This window comes from Sphingomonas cremea (assembly GCF_021502585.1).
In the GTDB taxonomy this organism is placed as follows: Bacteria; Pseudomonadota; Alphaproteobacteria; order Sphingomonadales; family Sphingomonadaceae; genus Sphingomicrobium; species Sphingomicrobium cremea.
In genome coordinates this window covers 486,471-506,695 of the sequence record NZ_JAKFGM010000001.1, presented here as the reverse complement: position 1 = coordinate 506,695, position 20,225 = coordinate 486,471, and the positions used below count along the sequence as shown (strand labels likewise).

Genomic DNA, 20,225 nt, shown 5'->3' with positions numbered 1-20,225 from the left:
GTCTGGGAGGACCGCACCGCTGGAGCTTGCGCAAATTTGACGGTCGGACTCAACTACCGAAATGCGGGAGCCCGCTCACCACCAAAACAAACGTTGTATCAGCCATCTATTCGGCCGCCTGAAGCGCCCCAAACTCCTCGGCGGCGAGGAATTTCTCGGCGTCGAGCGCGGCCATGCAACCGGTTCCGGCGGCAGTGACCGCCTGGCGATAGATTTTGTCCATGACGTCGCCGCAGGCGAATACGCCCGGGATTGAAGTCCGGGTCGTGCCCGTCTCGACCTCGATATAGCCGTCGCTGTCGAGCTTTAACTTGCCTTCGAACAACTCCGTCGCCGGCTTGTGGCCGATCGCGACGAACGCTCCGTCGACGTCGATCCGTGTGATCGAGCCGCTCTTCACATTGCGGATATCGAGGCCGACCAAGGCTTCGGGCATCCCGCCGGCGACAAATTCGGCGACTTCACTGTCCCAGACGATCTTGATGTTGGGATGGGCGAACAGCCGGTCCTGCAGGATCTTCTCGGCGCGCAGCGAGTCGCGGCGGTGGATCAGGGTCACGTCATGGCTGTGATTGGTGAGGTAAAGCGCTTCCTCGACCGCGGTATTGCCGCCGCCGATCACCGCGACCTTCTTGCCGCGGTAGAAGAAGCCGTCACAGGTAGCGCAGGCGGAAGCGCCCTTGCCCTTCATATGCTCTTCCGACGGAAGGCCGAGCCACTTGGCCTGGGCACCGGTGGCGATGACCAATGCATCGGCATGATATTCGGCGCCGCCGTCGCCTTTCAGCACGAATGGGCGGCGCGACAGGTCGACTTCCGAAACATGATCCCAGACGACCTTGGTCCCGACATGCTCGGCCTGGGCCTGCATTTCCTCCATCAGCCAGGGTCCCTGGATGACGTTGCGGAAGCCCGGATAATTTTCGACATCGGCGGTCGTGGTCAGCTGGCCGCCGGGCTGGATGCCCTGGACGACGATCGGGTTGAGGCCCGCGCGCGCGGCATAGATGGCGGCGGTGTAGCCCGCGGGGCCCGAGCCGAGAACGATCAGGCGACTGGAAATGACATTGCTCATCGCGATCAATTAGGGTGCGAGTCGCGTGGCGGCAATGGGGTGGAATTCAGAGCAGGAAGGTCGGGGTCGGATCGACAACCGGCGGGATCATGCGCTGCACCGAGCATCCTTGCGGCTTGGCCCGTTGCGGCTGCGCCGGCTGCTGGCGCTGCTGCGTCTGTTCGGTCTTGTTGCAGGCCCAGCGTTTCACCGGCTCAGCGGCAATGGCGGCGGACGATCCGAAGGCCGCCAATGCGATTGCGCCGATGATGAATCGCCCCTGCATGTCTGAAAGGTAACGCCTCTGCTGATGAACGGCAAATGAATCATACGAATGGATCAATAATCACGGCTTATGGCAGACACCAGCCGCAGAAGCAGACGGCAGGTGCGGGCCGGAAGCGCGTTTAATACCTCGGGCCCGCACTTCGATCAGTCGGCCTTCGGCACGTCGGTATTGATGTCCCGGACGATCTTCCAGCTGCCGTCCGGTTGTTTCTTATAGATGGAGATGTTGTACCGGTCGCGCGTTTCGACCGCCTTAGTCGTCAGATTGGTGAAGGTGGTTTGGTAAGTGACCTCCCCGTAGGCCACGTCGCCGCCGGGTGAGACTGTAGTCGTTTCCGCGCCAGGAGCATATTTGCCCGCTGCATCGGCCGCATATTGCTTATAGTCACCGATGATGGCGTCGACGCCCTCGAACGGAGCCTGGTTGGGTATGACCATCACCGCATCGCTGGCATAATGCGCCTTGATCGCGTCCAGATTTTTGGCCGCGATATCCGCGTTGAAAGCCGCAAAGTCCTGCTTGACCGTCGCGGCATCAGCCGTGGCTCCTTCCGCTGTCTCCGCCACATTGGCCGCGGTGGGCGCGGACTTACGATCGCAAGCGGCTACTGACAGGACCAGCGCCATGCTGGCCGGAATCACGATCGAGGATTTCATGATTGCCTCCCATTCAGGAAGCAGGGGAGACAATACCCCTTACCCTGTCTTGGCAAGGCATTTCGCCAAAGCAACTAAACCAGCCGGCCTCGCAGAACTTGCACTTAACAGGTTAGACAAGGCGAGACTGCTTGACCGCGGCACCGACGAAGCCGGCGAAGAGGGGATGCGGATCGAACGGCCGGCTCTTCAGCTCCGGATGGAATTGCACCCCGATGAACCAGGGATGGTCTGGCCGCTCCACGATCTCGGGCAGCTCTCCGTCGGGCGACATTCCGGAGAAGATCAGGCCGCCCTTTTCCAGCGCGTCGCGATAGTGGACATTGACCTCGTAGCGGTGCCGGTGGCGCTCGCTGATCTCGGTCGTGCCATATTGCTCGGCAACCTTGCTGTTGTGGCCGAGCTTGGCGGGATAAGCGCCGAGCCGCATGGTCCCGCCGAGGTCGGTATCGGCATTGCGCTTCTGCAAGCCTTCCGGGCTCATCCATTCGGTGATCAGGCCGACCACCGGCTCGCTGGTTTCGCCGAATTCAGTGGTCGAGGCGGCCGAGATGCCGGCGGTGTTGCGGGCACCCTCGATGCAGGCCATCTGCATGCCGAGGCAGATTCCGAAGAAGGGCACTTCGCGCTCGCGGGCGAACTGGACGCTGGCGATCTTGCCTTCGCTGCCACGCTCCCCGAACCCGCCGGGAACCAGGATGCCGTGGAGCGGCTCGAGCTTGGCAGCCAGCTCGACATCCTCCCCTTCGAACATCTCCGCATCGAGCCACTGGATGTTGACCTTGACCCGGTTGGCAATGCCGCCGTGGACCAGTGCTTCGCGCAGGCTCTTATAGGCGTCGGGCAGGCCGACATATTTGCCGACAACGCCGATCGTCACCTCACCCTCGGGATGGTCGATGCGATCCATTATGTCGTCCCAGCGCGCCAACTCCGGCTCGGGCGCGTCGGTGATGCCGAACACCTTCAGCACTTCGGCATCGAGGCCCTCCGCATGATATTGCAGCGGGACGTCGTAGATCGACCGCGCGTCGAGCGCCTGGATCACGGCTTCCTGGGGAACGTTGCAGAATAGGGCGATCTTGGCGCGGTCGCTTTCCGGGATCGGCCGGTCGGCGCGGCACAGCAGCACGTCGGGCTGGATGCCGTAGCTGGTCAGTTCCCTGACCGAATGCTGGGTCGGCTTGGTCTTCAGCTCGCCGGCCGCAGCGATGTAGGGCACCAGCGTGGTGTGGACGAAGCAGGCCTGGCCGCGGCCGAGGTCGTTCTTCAGTTGGCGAATCGCTTCGACGAACGGAAGGCTTTCAATGTCGCCGACGGTGCCGCCGATTTCGCAGATGACGAAGTCGAGCCCGTCGATATCGGCCTGGGCGAATTCCTTGATCGCGTTGGTGACGTGCGGGACCACCTGCACGGTCGCGCCGAGATAATCGCCGCGCCGTTCCCGGGCGATGATGTCGCGATAGATGCGTCCCGAGGTGATGTTGTCGGACTGATGCGCGGAAACGCCGGTGAAACGCTCATAATGGCCGAGATCGAGGTCGGTTTCCGCCCCGTCGTCGGTCACATAGACCTCGCCATGCTGGTACGGCGACATCGTCCCCGGATCGACGTTCAGATAGGGGTCGAATTTCCTGATGCGGACCGAATAGCCGCGCGCCTGGAGGAGCGCCCCGAGTGAGGCAGCCAATAGACCCTTGCCAAGCGAAGAGACCACGCCGCCGGTGATGAAAATATACCGCGCCATGGGAGTCGGGCCTTACGGGCGCTTTGCCAATCAAGGCAAGCGCCCAATTCAAATAAGCTTGAAAAAAGCGACTGAGGCTCATGCTCGGCAATCCCCCGGATTGCCTGCGCCTGTCCCTACTGCGCGAGCGGTACTGCCGGAGCGGTTTCGTTGGAGGCGGGACCGGTTGCCGGCGGTGCCGCTGGCGCCTGTCCGGCGGGCTGGAACGGCTGTTCCTTGACCAGCGACGTATCGACCGTGGTCGATTCGCGGCTGACTCCGGCGATCGCGGCAAGCAGGATCGAGAGGAAGATGAACAGGCCGCCAAGGATCGCGGTCGCGCGAGTCAGGAAGTCCGCCGCGCCGCGCGCGGTCATCAACCCCGCCGAAGACCCGCCGACGCCAAGCCCGCCCCCTTCCGACCGCTGCATGAGAATTACCGCGACCAGCGACGCGGCAACCAGCGTCTGGACGATCAGGAGGAAGGTGAACATGAAAACTGCCAGTCTGTCTTGAGGTTTCGGGGGCCTTAGCCAGCGCGCGCGGAAAACTCAACGCGCGCCGGCCTTGGCTGGTCCTTAGTCGGTGGCCTGGGCTTCGAGGTCACCAGCGGAGAGGCCAATCACCGCCCCGTTTGCGCTGCCGGCGATTCCGGCGCGCGGAATTCGGATCGACTTGCCCGAAGCAAGCTTGAGCGTGACGAATTCGGCGTTGATTGCATGAATCGTTCCCGCCGAAGCGCCGGCGGTATCCTTAACCTCCGCGCCGACGGCGAGCGAGGCCTCGGCCGCCGCCTGGTCCTTTTCGATCGCCGCATTGAGGTCGGCCTGGGCCATGCCGACCAGCAGCTTGCCGTCCTGGTCGGCAAAGCTGGACTTCGACAAATTGGTTTCAAATTTGTCAGTCTTGATCGTGACGACATCGCCATTGACGGCGGTCACGGTGCCGACCGGGCCGCCATTGGCGTCGGTAACCTGCGCGCCAACGGTGAATCCGCTGGCAGCCTGGCCAAAAGCAGGAGAAAGCGGCGCAGCGAGCGCCAGGGCCACGGAAGCAACAACGATAGAAATGCGCATTTCGACCTTTCCGATTGAGAAGAACGAGTTTTCTTAGCGCCCCTTGGCCGATCGGCAAGAGAGCGAATGGCTCATTCGGCGCAGGCGCAAGCCGCTTCGACGATAGGTAGGAAGTCGGCGGACTTGAGACTGGCTCCGCCGACGAGCGCTCCATCGACGTCGGGGACGGCAAAAATCTCCGCCGCGTTGGATGGCTTGACCGAACCGCCGTAAAGGATCCGGACCTGATTGCCCGCCCCTCCGAAAGCAGCCTGTAGCCGGGCGCGAAGCGCCGAATGCATTTCGCCAATGTCCCCGACCGACGGCACCTTGCCCGTCCCGATCGCCCAGATCGGCTCATAAGCGACCGAGAAGCGGGCGGGATCGGCGATCGCCGCGGGAAGCGAAGCATCGAGCTGGGCCGACACGGTTTCGACCGCCTTCCCTGCTTCGCGCACCTGGTCGCTTTCGCCTACGCAGAGAATCACATCCAGTCCCGCAGCCAGCGCCGTCTCCGCCTTTGCCCGGATGTCCGCGTCGCTCTCCCCTTGGGCCTCGCGCCGCTCGCTGTGGCCGACGATTGTCAGCCTTGCGCCGGCATCGAGCAGCATTGCCGCAGCAATGCAGCCGGTGTGCGCGCCCTTTTCGGCGTGGTGGACGTCCTGCCCGCCGATCGCGAAACCCGGAGCGGCGCGCGCCGCGCGCTCGATCAGTGTCGCCGGCAGGCACAAGGCCACATCGATTCCCGCCGTTTCAGCCGCGAGCGAGATACTCGTTACCTCGCCAAGGTCGGCCGAAACCCCGTGCATCTTCCAGTTACCCGCCACCAGCTTGCCCCTTGCCACGTCGAACGCCTTCCTTTGCTTGCCGTCAGTAGATGCCGCCCCTAAAGCGGCCGTCGAACTTTATCAAAGCACGAGATCCGCATGCTTGCTTCATTCCGCCGCCTGTCCAAATCCGCGGTCGGCACATCCTTGATGGTTATTGTCCTGCTGATGATCCTTGCCGGCTTTGCCATGCAGGACATCCGCAGCGTTTTTTCGGGCGGTGCCGGACTGAGCAAAGGCACGCTCGTCAAGGTAGGCGATGAAGAGCTGACCGAACGCGACCTGAGCAACGCGATGCGCCGGGCGCTCAATCAGGCCCGGCAGGAAAATCCGGAAGCAAGCTATGCGACGCTCGCCAATCAGTTCGATCCGATCCTGGGATCGCTGATCGACGAGCGCGCCCTGCTTGCCTTCGCCGATGATCATGGGTTCGCCCTGTCCAAACGGCTGATCGACAAGGAAATCGCCGAGCTGCCGCAAAATCGCGGATTGAACGGCAAGTTCAGCGAGACGGCATACCGGACATTCCTGCAGCAGCAGCAAATGACCGACGCGGACGTCCGCCGACTTATTACGGCCGGGCTGACCCAGCGCCTGGTCCTTGCCCCGGCGGCGGTAGATGCTCGAATACCGGTGGGCGTGGCGCGAAACTATGCGGCCATGCTTCTCGAGGGCCGCCAGGGCCAGCTCGTGCTGGTGCCGACAAAGGCCTTCCGTGCGGGCCTCAACCCCTCGGACGGCGACATACAGTCCTTCTATGCCCAGAACCGGCAGCGCTACACAGTCGGCGAGCAGCGCGTCATCCGGATCGCCAAGATCGGTCCGGAATCCGTTGCGAACGTCGCCCCCAGCGACGCCGAAATTGCCGCTTATTACAAGGCCAACCAGGCGACTTATGGAGGCGCTGAAACCCGCGTCATCAGTCAGGCCGTCGTCCAGGACAAGAAGCAGGCCGATGCGATTGCGGCTCGTGCCCGCGCCGGCGCGGCCTTCGCCGCGGCAGCAGCGCCTTTTGGCCTTTCGGCCGAAGACGTAAGCGTGGGGCCGCAGGATCGGGCGCAATTTGCTGGCCTGGCTGGGGAAGCGGTTGCAAACTCCGCTTTCACCGCCGCCAATGGGGCGATCGTCGGCCCGATCCGCTCAGACCTTGGCTGGCACGTGATCAAGATCGACGAGATCCGCGGAGCAACCGGCAAGAGCCTTGCCCAGGTTCGCGGCGAAATTGCCGCCCAACTTGCGACCAACAAGCGCAAGGAAGCTCTGACCGAACTGGTGACCAAGGTCGAAGATCAGATCGACGGAGGAGCAAGCTTTGCCGAAGCCGTCGGTGCGGCGAAGTTGCCGGTGACGACCACACCGCCGATCAACAGCGGCGGCGCATCGCGCAAAGACCCGGCCTACCGCCTTCCAGCGGAGCTTGCGCCGGTGGTGAAGGCAGGCTTTGCAATGATGCCCGATGACGATCCGGAGGTCGTCACGCTGCCCAATGAGGCAGGATTTGCCGTCGTTGCGGTGGATAGCGTCATCGAGGCCGCGCCGGCCCCGCTGGCCGAAATCAAGGACCAGGTTCGCGAGGATTGGATTCATCGCAAGGCTTCGGATCGCGCCCGGGCAATCGCGTCGCAGATCGCCGCCAAGGTTGCTGGTGGCATGGCGGTCGACAAGGCCGTCGCCGAGGCGGGTGTCCCACTCCCCCCAGCACAGGAGATTTCCGCCCGCAGGATCCAGATCGCACAGGCCAATCCGGACGCGGTAGCCCCGCTCCGCATGTTGTTCTCGCTCACCGAAGGCAAGAGCCGGCTGATGGCCGACCCGAAGGATCGCGGCTTCTTCATCATCAAGACGAACAAGATCACGCCGGGTAATGCCATCACCAACCCGCTCCTGATTGCGCAGACCCAGACCGAATTCCAGCGGACAGTCCCGGATGAGCTTGGCCAGCAGCTGCTGGCGGCGATGAAGGCCGACCAGGGCGTAAAGAGGGACGAAAAAGCGATCCAGGCAGCCAAGCGACGGATTACCGGCGCCGATCAATGACCGGGCGCGACCGGCGGCCATGAGCGTTCCGCGCGTCCTCGTGGTCGATAATGTCGACAGCTTCACCTTCATGCTGGTCGATTATCTTGCCACGCTGGGAGCCGACGTCGCCGTAAAGCGAAACGACGCGCTGGACATCGACGAAGCCATTGGTTCGGGAGCGAGCGGGATCCTGATTTCGCCCGGTCCCGGAAAGCCGGAAGACGCCGGTATTTCGGTCGCCCTGGCGGCTGCGTGCATCGAGCGAAAATTTCCGTTGCTGGGGGTTTGCCTTGGCCACCAGGCCATTGCCATCGCCTGCGGATCGAGGGTCGAGCGGACGCCGCCTGTCCACGGCAAGGTCGCAGAGTTGCGCCATGACGGTAGCGGCCTGTTTAGGGGCATTCCCTCACCTTTCGCCGCGACCCGCTATCATTCCCTGGCGGTGCAGGATCCGCGCCCGCCCCTGGTTGCCAATGCATGGAGCAATGACGGAACGGTCATGGCGATGCGCCACATCGCTGCACCGGTCCATGGCATCCAGTTCCACCCAGAGAGCATCGCATCGGAGCAAGGTGAGGCGTTATTGGCCGCCTTCATCCACAGCTGCCGCGTTGCCGCTTGACGGCAGCCGTTTCGTTGCCTACACGTTCCCTGTTCGTTCCGATACGGAGGGGCCGATGCTCACTGCAAAGCAACATGAGTTGCTGCACTTTATCCATGATCGCCTGTCCGCGACGGGAGTTTCCCCGAGCTTTGATGAAATGCGCGAGGCGCTGGATCTCAAATCGAAGTCGGGCGTGCATCGGCTGATTTCGGCTCTCGAGGAACGGCAGTTCATCCGCCGCCTGCCCAATCGGGCACGGGCGCTTGAAGTGCTGAAAATGCCAGAAATCGCTGCCCCGGCCGTTGCCGCTGCCGCAATGGCGACGCGGCTGGCGGTGCCGGTGGCCGCAAATGATACGGTCGAAATTCCCCTGCACGGCCGGATTGCCGCCGGCACGCCGATCGAGGCGCTTCAGGGCACGGAAGCCTTTGCCGTGCCTGCCGCGCTGCTTGGCCCAGGCGAACATTATGCGCTGGAGGTTTCCGGCGATTCGATGGTCGAAGAAGGCATTCTCGACGGCGACTATGCGCTGATCCGCAAGGTCGACAGCGCGCGCGACGGCGAGATTGTGGTGGCGTTGATTGACAATGAGGAAGCGACACTCAAGACTTACAGGCGCGAAGGGCAAATGATCCGGCTCGACCCGGCCAATCGGTCATATGAGCCGCAGCGCTATGAAGAGGGCCGAGTAACCATTCAGGGCCGGCTTTCCGGCCTGATCCGGCGTTATTGACGATGGCCCGGATCGATTATGTGGAGCTTCCCAGCGTCACTGCGCATGAGCTGACGCGCGGCTTTTATTCCAAAGCGTTCGGATGGCAGTTCACCGACTTTGGCGGCGACTATTCAGCAACGACGAGCGGCGACGTCGACCTTGGCCTCAACGGTCAGCCGAACGAGGCGCTTGCGGCTCCGCTTCCGGTCATCCGGGTCGATGATCTGGACGCCACGCTGGACGCGGTCGCGGCGGCGGGCGGCGTCATTTCACGGCCGATCTTTTCATTTCCGGGCGGTCGTCGATTCCACTTCATCGATCCGTCCGGCAGCGAGCTGGCTGCATGGAGCGAACGCTAGGCTCAACTCGCCCACGGGTGGGCCCTGATGCGGCTTGAGACGCTTTCCACTCTTGGCGCTTCGTTAAGATAGATCGCCACTCCGCCCGTCTGCTCCAGCGCCTTGCGGTCGAGCTTCAACCAGCGCGGACTGCACCCCTTCGGAAGCCACCGGTCGGCGACGACAATATCCGCGTTCGCGCAAGCGCCGGTGAGCTCTGCCCAATCCATGCGGTTCCGGCTGCGAATGGCAAGCAGCCGCCAGGCCGATTTGCCTTCGACGATATCGGCGATGCAGGCATCGCGGCTGCAGCGGGCGAAGCGTTGCTCCTCCAGCGGCAGCGGATCGCCGTCATAGGCCGAAGCCTCGCTCATCAAGTCTCGCACGAAATCGCCGCTCCGGCTGCGCAGCAGGACCGGCACGCCATCGTGACGGACTAGCGCCAAATGCTGGCCGTCACCGGTGACCAGCAAGCTCGGCACCGGTGCGAGGGCCGCGCCAAGCGCGCCGGCCATGAAGGGAACAAGGCCCCACCGCCGGATCCGGCTGGTCCAAAGGCACAGCCACAGTCCGCCACCGATCATCGAGGCGAACGCCCAGCGCGGCATCGTCGGTAGCATGGCAACGGATCCCTCGGCCGACCCAATATGGCGCGCAAGGCCGAGCAGCGCGTCGATGGTCCACCCGACCGCAACCCAAATCGGCCCGCCAAAACCCACTGAATCGAGGAGCAGAGCGGCGGCCTCAAGCGGCATGATGACAAAGGTGGTCAACGGGATTGCGACCAGGTTGGCAGCAACGCCGTAAAGTCCGGCACGATGGAAATGGTATAGCGCGAAGGGCATCAGCGCGACCTCGACGACGAGGCCGCTAAGCAGCAATCCAACCAATCCCCGTACCACACGCAAAGGCCAACCTTCCTCGCGCGGGGAAAGCCAATGGCGCACGGATGCCCATTGGTGCAGCACGATAATCGCGGTTACCGCCGCGAAGCTCATCTGGAAGCTGGCGCCGGCCATTGCCTCGGGTCTGAACAGCAGCACGAGCAGCGCCCCCACTGCTACCAGCCGAAGGCTGATAGCATCGCGCCCAAGCGCAATTCCTCCGAGGACCAGCAGCGCAGCGATACATGAACGAACAGTCGGCACCTGCATTCCGGTCAATAGGGTATAGGCAATGCCCGCGATCGCTCCGACCCCAGCTGCCACCAGCACCAGGTTGAAGCGCAGGGCAAGGCGCTCGCTCAGGGCCAACAGCCTCAACGCGAGCAGCATTGCCGCGCCGACTACGGCTGCAATGTGCAGCCCGCTGACCGAGAGGAGATGTGCAAGGCCAGAACGCCGCATTGCTTCGGCGTCCTCTTCGCCGACCGCAGCCTGATCGCCGGTTGCAAGTGCATTGGCGATGCCGCCGCTGGGACCCGGCAATTGGGAACGGATGTGACGGCCGAGGCGGTCGCGCATGGCGTCGAGGCCTCCGCCGCTCGACCGTTCGATGATCTCCACCGGCCCGATCGCCCGACCGACACCGCCGATACCCTGGAACCAGGCGTCGCGCGCGAAATCATGGCTTCCCGGAAGTGCCATCGGCGGTGGCGGCTGGAGCCGGGCCCTGACCCGAATGCGGGCCCCATCGCCCAGGCCCGACGGCGCCTCCCTTTCCGGTAACGACAGGCGTACGACGGGCAGAAGGTCCGCCGCCGTCGGGGCCAGCGTCAATCGTAAATCGCCTTTGGCGGCGCGGCTCTCGATCTTTTCAACCCGTGCCTCGAATGAGACGATCGTCGGCCGTTCAAGGCGCGGCGAGGCGACCCAATCGCTGCGCCACCAGATCAGAGCGCAGCCAGCAGACATGGCGAGGCCAACCAGGATCAAGACCCGCCTGCATCGCCCGTGATTAAGTGCGGCCCCCGCAGCCGCCAGCCCCAGCGCAATCGTTAAGAAGGCCATCCATTGGCGTGGTCCCGGCAACCAAAGCCAGGCGGCAATCCCCGTACCGAACGCAACAGTAAACCATAAGGGCAGCTGCGCCCTCTCCCGTTCCAGGAACGCTTCTATCCGATCAGCGAAATGGCCGATTTTTGCGAACAAAAAGCGTCGAGGCGCCGGTTCCAGCGGCGCGTCCTCTATGATAGGGGCGCTCACCCAGTCCATCGGCCCCAGCAGAAAAAAGGAAAGAGCGCCTCGGCGCAAGCGACAAAATTATGGCCAGCGCAAGCAACAAGATTTCCGGAGTGGTCACCCGCTTCGCGCCCTCGCCGACCGGCTACCTGCACATCGGCGGAGCCCGCACCGCTTTGTTCAACTGGCTGTTCGCCCGGCATCATGGGGGCCAATATCTGCTGCGTATCGAGGATACCGACCGCGCCCGTTCAACGAAAGAAGCGATCGACGCCATAATCGATGGGCTCGATTGGCTCGGCATCAGCGGCGACGGCGACCCCTATTTCCAGTCGCAATTCGAAAAACGCCACGCCGAGGTTGCCCATCAACTGATCGAGCGCGGGGCGGCCTATCGCTGCTATCTGACGCCCGAAGAATTGACGGCCCGCCGCGAGAAAGCCCAGGCCGAGCGCCGCCCGTTCCGTATCGACAGCGAATGGCGCGATCGCACCGACTGGCCTGACGGCGAACCCTATGTGGTCCGCATCGCGGCGCCCCGCCAAGGGGAAGCTGCGATCGACGACCTTGTCCAGGGGACGGTGACGGTCGCCAATGCGGAGATTGACGACTTCGTCCTGCTCCGTTCGGACGGTACCCCGACCTATATGCTGGCAGTGGTAGTCGACGACCACGACATGGGCGTCACCCATATCATTCGCGGCGACGACCATCTGAACAACGCCTTCCGCCAGCTGGCGATCATCCGCGCGATGGGCTGGACCGAACCAACCTATGCCCATATTCCGCTGATCCATGGCCAGGATGGCGCCAAGTTGTCGAAGCGGCATGGCGCATTGGGCGTCGAAGCCTATCGGGACGAGCTTGGCATCTTGCCCGAGGCCCTGTTCAATTATCTGCTCCGCCTTGGCTGGGGCCATGGCGACGACGAGATCATTGGCCGGGAGCAGGCAATCGAATGGTTCGACATCGATCATGTGGGCAAAAGCCCGTCGCGTTTCGACCTGAAAAAGCTTGAGAATCTGAACGGCCATTATCTGCGCGAGGCCGACAATGGTCGCTTGGCGACGCTCGTTTCGCCCAAGTTCGGGCTAAGCTACGAGGAACTTCCGCTCCTGATCCGCGCTATGCCGGAGTTGAAAGCACGCGCCCATAATCTGAACGAGTTGGCCGAAAGCGCGGAATTCCTGTTCGCCCAGCGGCCGCTTGCCCTGGACGACAAGGCCGCAGCCCTTCTGTCGGACGAAGCGCGTACCCATCTCGCACTTGCACACGCAGCGCTCGCTGCAGTGCCGAAATGGGAGCATGATTCGTTGGATGCTGCAGTGCGGGAGGTTGCGGAAAGCAACGCACTTAAGCTAGGCAAGCTCGCCCAGCCGTTGAGGGCGGCGCTGACGGGCAAGACAACCTCGCCAGGCATCTTCGACGTGCTCGTACTTCTCGGAAAAGACGAAAGCCTCGCGCGGATCGCCGATCAAATGCTGGAGCCGAACGCATGACTGCAAAGACCGTCAAACTCACCACCGAAGGCGGCGAAATCCCCCTTCCGCTGCTGGAGGGATCGGTCGGGCCGGATGTCGTCGATATCCGCAAATTCTATGCCGATACGGGCAAGTTCACCTACGACCCCGGCTTTACGTCGACCGCCAGCTGCCAGAGCGCGATTACGTACATCGATGGCGATGATGGCATTCTTCTGCATCGCGGCTATCCAATCGACCAGTTGGCGGAGAAGTCGAACTTCATGGAAGTCGCCTACCTGCTGCTTCACGGCGACCTGCCGAAGCAGAAGGAGCTGGACGAGTTCTCCTACACCATCAGCCGCCACACCATGCTTCATGAGCAGCTGGCGACTTTTTACCGGGGCTTTCGGCGCGACGCCCATCCGATGGCGATCATGTGCGGCGTGGTCGGCGCGCTCAGCGCTTTCTACCATGACAGCACCGACATCACCGATCCGCAGCAGCGGCTGATCGCATCGCACCGGCTCATCGCCAAAATGCCGACCATCGCCGCGATGGCCTTCAAATATTCGATCGGCCAGCCGTTCCTCTATCCGCAGAATAATCTCAGCTACACGGGCAATTTCCTGCGCATGACGTTCGGCGTTCCGGCCGAAACCTATGACGTCAACCCGATCATCGAGAAAGCGATGGACCGGATCTTCGTCCTCCACGCCGACCATGAGCAGAATGCGTCCACCTCAACCGTCCGGCTGGCCGGCTCGTCGGGCGCCAATCCATTTGCCTGTATTGCAGCGGGTATTGCCTGCCTGTGGGGCCCGGCGCACGGCGGTGCCAACGAAGCCGCGCTCAACATGCTGCGCGAGATTGGCGACGTGAAGCGCATCCCGGAATATATCGCCCGCGCCAAGGACAAGAACGACCCCTTCCGGCTGATGGGCTTCGGCCACCGGGTCTATAAAAACTACGATCCGCGCGCGAAGGTCATGCAGCAAACGGCCGAAGAGGTGCTAAAGGAGCTGAAGCTGACCGACCCGGTGCTGGATGTCGCCCGGGAGCTTGAGCACATCGCGCTAAACGACGCCTATTTCATCGATAAGAAGCTGTACCCCAACGTCGATTTCTATTCAGGGGTGATCCTCAACGCGATCGGTTTCCCGACCGAAATGTTCACTGCCCTTTTCGCCCTCGCCCGCACTGTCGGCTGGGTCGCCCAGTGGAACGAGATGATTTCCGACCCCGAGCAGAAGATCGGCCGTCCCCGCCAGCTTTATGTGGGCGCGACGCAGCGCGACTATGTTCCGGTGAAGGAACGCTAAGCCGATTTAAAGGTCAGGCGGCCGCCAGCAGGAGAGTGAAGCGGGCCCCTGATCCCGGCTTGCTTTGCAGCTCGATATCGCCCCCCATCGATCGCGCCAGCCGGCGCGAGATGGCGAGCCCGAGACCGATGCCGCCGGGTGAATCGTCGGCCCGCTCGTAGCGTTCGAAGATCCGTTCATGATCGTCTTCGGCAATGCCGGGCCCTTCATCGGCAACGGTTACGGCAATTTGCTGCCCCAGGCTCTGGACGATCAATGCGACGTTGCCGTTGGCAGGCGAATGCCGCACCGCATTGGCGAGCAGGTTGACGAGGATCTGCACCGCCCCGCGCTGATCGCCGATGGCCAATAATGGCTGGTCGGCGCCGACGAGCTCTATCTTCACGCCTTGCTTCTGGGCGGTTTCCTGGACCAGCTGGAGAGCTTCCGCTGCCAATTGCGACATGTCGACGTGGCCGCTTGCGCGCGCGGCTTCCTGCTCGGTCATCGTGTGAATGACCGAAAGCAGGTGACGGCCGGCCGCGGCGATATCGCCGGCATAAGCCGCATAGTCGCTGCGAAGCGGACCCTCGCTGCGATCGACGATCCGCTCCGCGGCGGCGATGATGCGGTCGAGCGGAGACCGAAGCGCCACATCGAGCGCGGGATCGAAGCTTACGGAGGCGGATGGCTCCGGCTCACCTTCGATGACTACGATGATTTCATAGCCGGTGAAGCCCTCGCGTCGGTGCTGAAGCGCCGAACCTTCAAGAGTCACCTGAATTTCGTCGCCGCCCCCGCGAACTCGCGCCCGCTGGCCCGAGAAATGCTGGCGACTGACCAGAGCGGTCAGCAAGGGCATGACCCCATCGCCATTGTCGGTCAGCAGGAAGAAGCGGGTAAGGGGCTGACCGATCGCGTCGGTCGCAGCGATGTTGAGCCGGTCGGCCAACTGCTCGTCGATCCGGCTTATCTTGAGCTCCGCATCGGTGGTAAAACCCAGCGGGCCGGATGAAGCGGCATCCTCGTCAGGTAAAGGTTCGCTCCCCACCAGGGTAAGCCGTGGAGGCGCCGGCGGTCGCGCTTTCCAGCCGTCGATCGTCAAGTTGGCCCCGTCTTCGTCGGGCTCGGCGCGGACCCACAGGTCGAGGTCCTGATCACTCGATGCCGCAATGACCGATCGGGACAGCGGAACGCCAAGCTTCATCGCCGACCGAGCGACCGCTGCCAGCTGCGGCAAGGCGAGTGGCGCCCCCAGCCTTGAGCCTGCTTCCTCCTGCAACCTCAATAGCGCGGGATCGGCCGCCGTCAGGCGACCCTCACGATCGACGCGCCCGCTAACGGGCCCAAGGTCGAACGGAGCGCTAGCCACGGACTTGCTCCATGGCGTCGGATGCCGATCGATAATGGACATCGAGGCGCATCCAGCGGCGGCAGCGTTCGACCGCAACGTCGTCGATCGCTTCGAAGCCATCAATGATCCGGTCTGCTGCGTGAGCACCCGACATAGGCTCGAATCCGGCCAGGATCTGGGCCGCAGTCGTGCGGTCGCAGCCGGCCAGCCGCGCCAGCATCATCGCGTCATTGCCAGTGAGGAAATTCCAGGCGTCGAGATAATCGATCCCGGCACGCCGGGCGAGTAGCCCTACCAGAAGCGCGGGATCGCCGTCCTCTGCTAGCTTTCTGATCATCGTTTCATCGGCCTGGCCCGCGGCCTCCAGCGCCCGCGCCAGAGCGATGACGCTCGCCTCCAGCCTGCGACCTTCGTCATGGCGAGCCAGCAGGGCCTGGGCAGCGGCGGCCAACGGCTGGTCGGACTCGGCGGGCAGGACGTCGCGCAGGCCCGCGGCAACCGCATATACGGTGGCCACTGCATCTTCCGCAGCGAGGTCGTCAAACTCCAGGCCTGCCCTGCCAAATCGATCCCGGCGCCTGCCCCGCGCAAGGACCAGGGCCATTGCTGCCTCGGCGACCTGACTGTCATCATCCCCGACCAATGCGGACAAAGTGGGCTCGCGGCGGTCGGTGCGGGCCGACAGCTGTTGCTCATCAGCCCGGCGCAGCAGCAAGGCGACCAGCCCTTCCCGCTCCAACAGTCGCGCCCGGCGCAGCCGCCGGTACAGCCCCTCACGGGCCTGTTCTGCCTGAGCGGCAAGCATTGGCGGGAGGACGGAAATCAGCTCATCGGCAATGTCCGTGACCAGACCGCGGAGCATCGCGGCCATCAATGCGCGCTCCTCGTCTGTCAGCCGGCTGGCCTCATCAAGGAAGAAATCGGCACTGGCGACAGCCAGCCGACCGCGCCCCGTACGCGGGCGCGCGGGCTCGACCTGGCGGTCGGCTGCCGATGCAGCGAGCGGCCATTCCACGGGCATCATCCCGACGTCATAGAACAGATTGGGTTAACGCGCGGTCAATCGCGTTCGAAGCCATGCCGCACGTGCTGAAGGATGAAGAAGCTGGCCGCCGCATAGAAAGCGACCAATCCGAGATAGAGGCTCCACCAGCCTCCGATGGCGAATGGAAGCGCTAACCAGATCGAGGTTCGGCGGTTGAAATGCAGTTCCGCGCTCGGGACGCTTCGGCCCCTGCGCTCGATCCGCCCTGCCTCCGCGAATGCAGCGGCCCCAAGCGCTGCCATCATCGCACCCCAGCCGGATCCGTGCCTTGCCTCAAACCATCCAAGCGCGAGGAGTGCCAGTCCGGCTGCCGGCCACAAAAGGCGTCGCGAAGGCATTGAGGGACTGAGCGGCCTCAAGCGCAGCATCGCCAGGCGCTGGGCAACCAGGTCGAGCGGGGTCGACAGGATGAGCAGGGCGACCGCGGCCCAGTGCCAGCCACGGGTGAAACAAAATGCAGCCGCGACAGTCATGACCAATGCCGCATGGACCAGCCAGGCGGGCCTGACGCTGGTTTCCATGAGTTTTTCGGTGGAAACTTCCTCAATAATCGGAAGGACATAACGGCTAATCACGTCCTCGCGCGCGGTGCGGGATGCGACAAGCAAGCGCCGCTCATAGCTTGCCATCGATTCTTCATCGCTTGCGAGAAACGGGCCACGACCCTCCCCGGACGTTGAAGGGACCAGTCGTGCCCCCGCCTGGACCGCGCGGCGCAGCAATGTCGATTGAAGGTCCCAATCACCCAGCATCGCCGCAGTGGCGCCCAGTATGTTGGCATCGAGCCGGGCAAGGCCCGCCCAGCGGTTGGTGCCGTCGATCCGCTCAAAACCGGCGTGCGCCTCCTCGTCTGGCACGGTGAGGATCGCAACGTCATCTTCAAGGAGCTTCGCAAGGTCGCCCATGTCCGGTGCAACACCGTCGGCCAACAGGACTAGTTGGCTGCCGGCTTCGAACCTGCTGGCAGCCTCATTGCCATCGCTGACCGGAACGACCGCAATCCCCTCTCCGCGCAACCGATCGAATGCATCATTGAGCGCGACGGGGATGCGCTCCACAAGGACGATCAAAGGGGAAGCCCCCGCCGCGGCGAGGCAACGCGCCTGATATTCGATAAGCGTCCTACCGGCGAGCGGAAGCAGGGCGCGCAAGCCCCCGGCATCATCTTCCTGATAGGCACCGATTAGGGCGCCGAGCGCCATGGCTTTCCCCGCCGCTTGATGATTTCCCCCCTGAAAGACCAGCCATAAGGCAGGCTGCACAAGGATTTCCAGTCCGCACTGTGGCCATTTGTCGCTTTCGCACGCAAACAAAGGTGGTAAACTCCTCGGTTATGAGCATCAGCCCGCACCGCGCCCACAGCGATCCCAACTACGGCGTCGAGGAGCACATCCCGACGGTCGAAGGTGAGGAAATTTCCTCCGAGTCGAGTTTCGACCGGATGAGCTGGGCGGAAAGGCGCGACTTGCACGGCGTCGCCAGCGAGGGCGGGCGAATGGTGTTGGGTTGGGCCCTGGCGATCCTGGCCCTGCTGTGGACCGGCTATACCGCCTGGTCCGCTGGCCGCGCGCTTGCGGACGAGCCCCTGTCCAGTCCGGCAATTGCCCAGTGGATGGCGATCCTGGCCGGGCCACTGGCACTGATGGGTCTCGTCTGGCTGATGTTCGGCCGGACCCGTCGCAAGGAAGCGGAGCGATTCACCCGATCGGTGATTTCCATGCGGACCGAGGCGCGATCGCTCCAGGACGTCTTGGCGGCATTATCGCGCCAGATTGAGGAAAATCATCGAACCTTGGGCCTGATGGCCGGGGACTTGATGGGGCTTGGCGATCAGGCCGCGGCCAGGCTGGGCGGAATCACGGCCGATCTCAACGCAGGTTCGCTTGCACTCAGCGAACATGGAGCGGCGCTCGACCGAGCGGCCGAGGCCGCCCGCAACGATATTGGTGTGTTGCTCGCCGACCTTCCCCAAGCCGAAGACTGCGCCCGGCGAATGGCGGATACGCTGCGCGAAGCAGGCAGGTCTGCAATCCAGCAGGCCGGCGCCTTCGAGGGCCAAGTCACCCAGCTTGCCGAACAGGCGCAGCAGGCCGATGCACTTGTTTATCAAGCATCGGAGCGATTGATTGCTCACCTCACCCACATCGAAAGCGCCGGCACGGCCGCCGCACTGCGTGTGTCCGAGGCGGGCACCGAAACGGGTGCGGTCGTTGACGCCTTGCTGGCTCGCTCGGCGGAGGCCCTGGCGGAAATCCGTGGCGGCATCGACGCCCAGGCTGCCGCGGTGTCGGCGCTGGTTGCGCAAAGCCAGGCGGGAATTGGACGGGCGGGCATCGATGCGTCCGAGCTGCTCGGAGAGCGGCTGGCCAGCGCCGGCGCGGCGCTGGACGGACTGACGTCCCGCATTGCGGAACAGGAAAGGTCGTCGCAGCGCCTGATCGCTGACCTGGATACAGGCCTTGCGGCGCTCGACGAACGTTTCCTCGACCTCGCCCGATCAGGCGACGAGCGCGCGAACCATGTCCAGACGGCACTGGCCCGGCTCCGCTTGGAACTGGAGTCGCTGTCGGAGACAACCGCTTCCCAGGATTCCGGACTCGACGGGTTGGCGGAGCGAACCCGGCGACTGCGCGAAGGATTGGATCAACTTGGCGAGGTGCTGCACGGCGAGATGAGCGGCACACTTGGCGAAGCCGAAGCGGGTGCGGCGAGATTGCTTGCCTCGGCCGAAGCGGCGGTGCCGCGCGTCGAACAAATGCGCAATGCCGCGATCGAGGCTGCGAACCGCATCGAATCCGGTGCCTCCAATGTCGAAGCCCAGCAGGAGCGGCTAGCGGCATTGATGACCTCCGTCGATCTTGGTGTCGGTCAGGCCGAGCAGAGGCTCACCGAACTTAGCGCCGCGATCGCCGCAGCCGGCGCCGAAGCGGGCCAACTGTCCGCGGAAACCGGCCCGGCATTGGTTGCCGCGCTGGTGCAGGTGCGCGAAGCGGCCAGCCACGCTGCCGAACGTGCTCGCGAAGCCATTGGCAAGGTCATCCCCGAGAGCGCTGGAGAGCTTAGCCGGCAGACTCGTGCGGCGCTCGAAAAAGCTGTTCGCGACAGTGTCGAAGACAAGCTTGTGGAACTTGACCAGGTCGCGACGCGTGCGATCGAGACTGCGCGTGAGGCATCCGGGCGCCTTACCGCGCAAATGTTGTCCATCGGCCAAAGCGCCGCGGCGCTGGAAGCGCATATCGAACGCAGCCGCGAGGCGCAGATGAAGGACAGCGGCGAAGAATTCGCCCGCCGCGTCTCATCGCTGATGGATTCGATGCATTCCGCCTCAATCGACGTGCAGAAGATTCTCAGCGACGAAGTCGATGAAAAGGCATGGAGCCATTATTTGAAAGGCAACCGTGGCATCTTCACTCGTCGCGCGGTGCGCCTCCTTGGCGGGACGGAGAGTCGGGCAATCGCGGCGCAATATGAGAGCGACCACGAATTCCAGAATGCGGTCAATCACTATGTGCACGACTTCGAAGCAATGCTTCGCCGAGTGCTGGCCGAGCGCGATGGCGGAATGATCGCAGTCACGCTGATGTCCAGCGACATGGGCAAGCTTTACGCCGCCCTGGCACAGGCGGTGGAAAAGAGCCGTTGAGCGGACCGGGACTGCCCCC

General features: G+C 63.5%; 18 protein-coding genes. 7 read left to right on the top strand and 11 right to left on the bottom strand.

What is annotated here, in order from left to right; genetic code table 11:
• Positions 1-106: 106 nt before the first annotated feature.
• The 7 genes from trxB to tpiA form a co-directional block, all read right to left on the bottom strand.
• Positions 107-1,075: a thioredoxin-disulfide reductase gene (trxB, locus tag LVY65_RS02660; protein ID WP_235066458.1), complete on the bottom strand. Its 969-nt coding sequence runs from the start codon at positions 1,073-1,075 to the stop codon at positions 107-109.
• 46 nt (positions 1,076-1,121) lie between these two features.
• Positions 1,122-1,340, bottom strand: a complete 219-nt coding sequence (locus LVY65_RS02655; protein WP_235066457.1) for a hypothetical protein — start codon at positions 1,338-1,340, stop codon at positions 1,122-1,124.
• 146 nt (positions 1,341-1,486) lie between these two features.
• Positions 1,487-1,999 (bottom strand): YybH family protein, encoded by a 513-nt coding sequence (locus tag LVY65_RS02650; RefSeq protein ID WP_235066456.1) that lies wholly within the window; start codon positions 1,997-1,999, stop codon positions 1,487-1,489.
• Positions 2,000-2,111: 112 nt separating this feature from the next.
• Positions 2,112-3,746, bottom strand: a complete 1,635-nt coding sequence (locus LVY65_RS02645; protein WP_235066455.1) for a CTP synthase — start codon at positions 3,744-3,746, stop codon at positions 2,112-2,114.
• Between the two features lie 116 nt (positions 3,747-3,862).
• Positions 3,863-4,219, bottom strand: coding sequence for a preprotein translocase subunit SecG (gene secG / locus LVY65_RS02640; RefSeq protein ID WP_235066454.1), 357 nt, complete (start codon positions 4,217-4,219; stop codon positions 3,863-3,865).
• Positions 4,220-4,303: 84 nt separating this feature from the next.
• Positions 4,304-4,801 carry a hypothetical protein gene (locus tag LVY65_RS02635; protein ID WP_235066453.1) on the bottom strand — a complete coding sequence of 166 codons (498 nt, stop codon included), beginning with the start codon at positions 4,799-4,801 and terminating at the stop codon, positions 4,304-4,306.
• Positions 4,802-4,872: 71 nt separating this feature from the next.
• Complete coding sequence (gene tpiA, locus LVY65_RS02630) at positions 4,873-5,625, bottom strand: triose-phosphate isomerase (protein ID WP_235066452.1); 753 nt, start codon at positions 5,623-5,625, stop codon at positions 4,873-4,875.
• An 81-nt stretch (positions 5,626-5,706) separates the two neighbouring features.
• Between tpiA and LVY65_RS02625 the strand changes: the two genes are divergently transcribed.
• From LVY65_RS02625 to LVY65_RS02610, 4 genes are read left to right on the top strand one after another with little or no spacing between them, the layout of a single operon-like run.
• Positions 5,707-7,644 (top strand): peptidyl-prolyl cis-trans isomerase, encoded by a 1,938-nt coding sequence (locus LVY65_RS02625; protein ID WP_235066451.1) that lies wholly within the window; start codon positions 5,707-5,709, stop codon positions 7,642-7,644.
• 19 nt (positions 7,645-7,663) lie between these two features.
• Complete coding sequence (locus tag LVY65_RS02620) at positions 7,664-8,248, top strand: anthranilate synthase component II (RefSeq protein WP_235066450.1); 585 nt, start codon at positions 7,664-7,666, stop codon at positions 8,246-8,248.
• A gap of 55 nt (positions 8,249-8,303) precedes the next feature.
• Complete coding sequence (gene lexA / locus LVY65_RS02615; protein WP_235066449.1) at positions 8,304-8,963, top strand: transcriptional repressor LexA; 660 nt, start codon at positions 8,304-8,306, stop codon at positions 8,961-8,963.
• Between the two features lie 2 nt (positions 8,964-8,965).
• Positions 8,966-9,304: a VOC family protein gene (locus LVY65_RS02610; protein ID WP_235066448.1), complete on the top strand. Its 339-nt coding sequence runs from the start codon at positions 8,966-8,968 to the stop codon at positions 9,302-9,304.
• Between the two features lie 2 nt (positions 9,305-9,306).
• Here the strand turns inward: LVY65_RS02610 and LVY65_RS02605 are convergent, their stop codons facing one another.
• Positions 9,307-11,232: a ComEC/Rec2 family competence protein gene (locus LVY65_RS02605; protein ID WP_235066447.1), complete on the bottom strand. Its 1,926-nt coding sequence runs from the start codon at positions 11,230-11,232 to the stop codon at positions 9,307-9,309.
• Positions 11,233-11,486: 254 nt separating this feature from the next.
• On the opposite strand from LVY65_RS02605, the gene gltX reads away from it, so the two are divergent.
• Together gltX and LVY65_RS02595 are read left to right on the top strand one after the other, a co-directional pair.
• On the top strand, positions 11,487-12,902 hold the full coding sequence (gltX, locus tag LVY65_RS02600; protein ID WP_235066446.1) for a glutamate--tRNA ligase: 1,416 nt from the start codon (positions 11,487-11,489) through the stop codon (positions 12,900-12,902).
• On the top strand, positions 12,899-14,185 hold the full coding sequence (locus tag LVY65_RS02595; RefSeq protein ID WP_235066445.1) for a citrate synthase: 1,287 nt from the start codon (positions 12,899-12,901) through the stop codon (positions 14,183-14,185). Before gltX ends, LVY65_RS02595 begins: the two co-directional genes overlap by 4 nt.
• Positions 14,186-14,198: 13 nt before the next feature.
• Here LVY65_RS02595 and LVY65_RS02590 read toward each other — a convergent pair whose 3' ends face one another.
• From LVY65_RS02590 to LVY65_RS02580, 3 genes are read right to left on the bottom strand one after another with little or no spacing between them, the layout of a single operon-like run.
• Complete coding sequence (locus LVY65_RS02590; RefSeq protein WP_235066444.1) at positions 14,199-15,578, bottom strand: sensor histidine kinase; 1,380 nt, start codon at positions 15,576-15,578, stop codon at positions 14,199-14,201.
• Positions 15,529-16,533, bottom strand: a complete 1,005-nt coding sequence (locus LVY65_RS02585; RefSeq protein WP_235066443.1) for a DUF2336 domain-containing protein — start codon at positions 16,531-16,533, stop codon at positions 15,529-15,531. The genes LVY65_RS02590 and LVY65_RS02585 overlap by 50 nt, the downstream gene beginning before the upstream one ends.
• Positions 16,534-16,577: 44 nt before the next feature.
• Positions 16,578-17,765 carry a glycosyltransferase family protein gene (locus LVY65_RS02580; protein ID WP_235066442.1) on the bottom strand — a complete coding sequence of 396 codons (1,188 nt, stop codon included), beginning with the start codon at positions 17,763-17,765 and terminating at the stop codon, positions 16,578-16,580.
• Between the two features lie 131 nt (positions 17,766-17,896).
• Here LVY65_RS02580 and LVY65_RS02575 point away from each other — a divergent pair, with 131 nt between their 5' ends.
• The gene (locus LVY65_RS02575) at positions 17,897-20,206 is read left to right on the top strand and encodes a coiled-coil domain-containing protein (RefSeq protein WP_235066441.1); all 2,310 of its coding nucleotides are present in this window, start codon (positions 17,897-17,899) and stop codon (positions 20,204-20,206) included.
• Positions 20,207-20,225 lie beyond the last annotated feature (19 nt).

Bases quoted from the DNA above. Each gene is read 5' to 3' on its own strand.
- LVY65_RS02610 (WP_235066448.1), top strand. From the start codon at position 8,966: ATGGCCCGGATCGATTATGTGGAGCTTCCCAGCGTCACTGCGCATGAG.
- LVY65_RS02605 (WP_235066447.1), bottom strand. From the start codon at position 11,232: ATGGCCTTCTTAACGATTGCGCTGGGGCTGGCGGCTGCGGGGGCCGCA.
- LVY65_RS02595 (WP_235066445.1), top strand. From the start codon at position 12,899: ATGACTGCAAAGACCGTCAAACTCACCACCGAAGGCGGCGAAATCCCC.
- LVY65_RS02655 (WP_235066457.1), bottom strand. From the start codon at position 1,340: ATGCAGGGGCGATTCATCATCGGCGCAATCGCATTGGCGGCCTTCGGA.
- LVY65_RS02580 (WP_235066442.1), bottom strand. From the start codon at position 17,765: ATGGCGCTCGGCGCCCTAATCGGTGCCTATCAGGAAGATGATGCCGGG.
- secG (WP_235066454.1), bottom strand. From the start codon at position 4,219: ATGTTCACCTTCCTCCTGATCGTCCAGACGCTGGTTGCCGCGTCGCTG.
- LVY65_RS02575 (WP_235066441.1), top strand. From the start codon at position 17,897: ATGAGCATCAGCCCGCACCGCGCCCACAGCGATCCCAACTACGGCGTC.
- gltX (WP_235066446.1), top strand. From the start codon at position 11,487: ATGGCCAGCGCAAGCAACAAGATTTCCGGAGTGGTCACCCGCTTCGCG.
- LVY65_RS02625 (WP_235066451.1), top strand. From the start codon at position 5,707: ATGCTTGCTTCATTCCGCCGCCTGTCCAAATCCGCGGTCGGCACATCC.
- lexA (WP_235066449.1), top strand. From the start codon at position 8,304: ATGCTCACTGCAAAGCAACATGAGTTGCTGCACTTTATCCATGATCGC.
- LVY65_RS02635 (WP_235066453.1), bottom strand. From the start codon at position 4,801: ATGCGCATTTCTATCGTTGTTGCTTCCGTGGCCCTGGCGCTCGCTGCG.
- LVY65_RS02645 (WP_235066455.1), bottom strand. From the start codon at position 3,746: ATGGCGCGGTATATTTTCATCACCGGCGGCGTGGTCTCTTCGCTTGGC.
- LVY65_RS02650 (WP_235066456.1), bottom strand. From the start codon at position 1,999: ATGAAATCCTCGATCGTGATTCCGGCCAGCATGGCGCTGGTCCTGTCA.
- LVY65_RS02620 (WP_235066450.1), top strand. From the start codon at position 7,664: ATGAGCGTTCCGCGCGTCCTCGTGGTCGATAATGTCGACAGCTTCACC.
- trxB (WP_235066458.1), bottom strand. From the start codon at position 1,075: ATGAGCAATGTCATTTCCAGTCGCCTGATCGTTCTCGGCTCGGGCCCC.
- LVY65_RS02590 (WP_235066444.1), bottom strand. From the start codon at position 15,578: ATGTCCATTATCGATCGGCATCCGACGCCATGGAGCAAGTCCGTGGCT.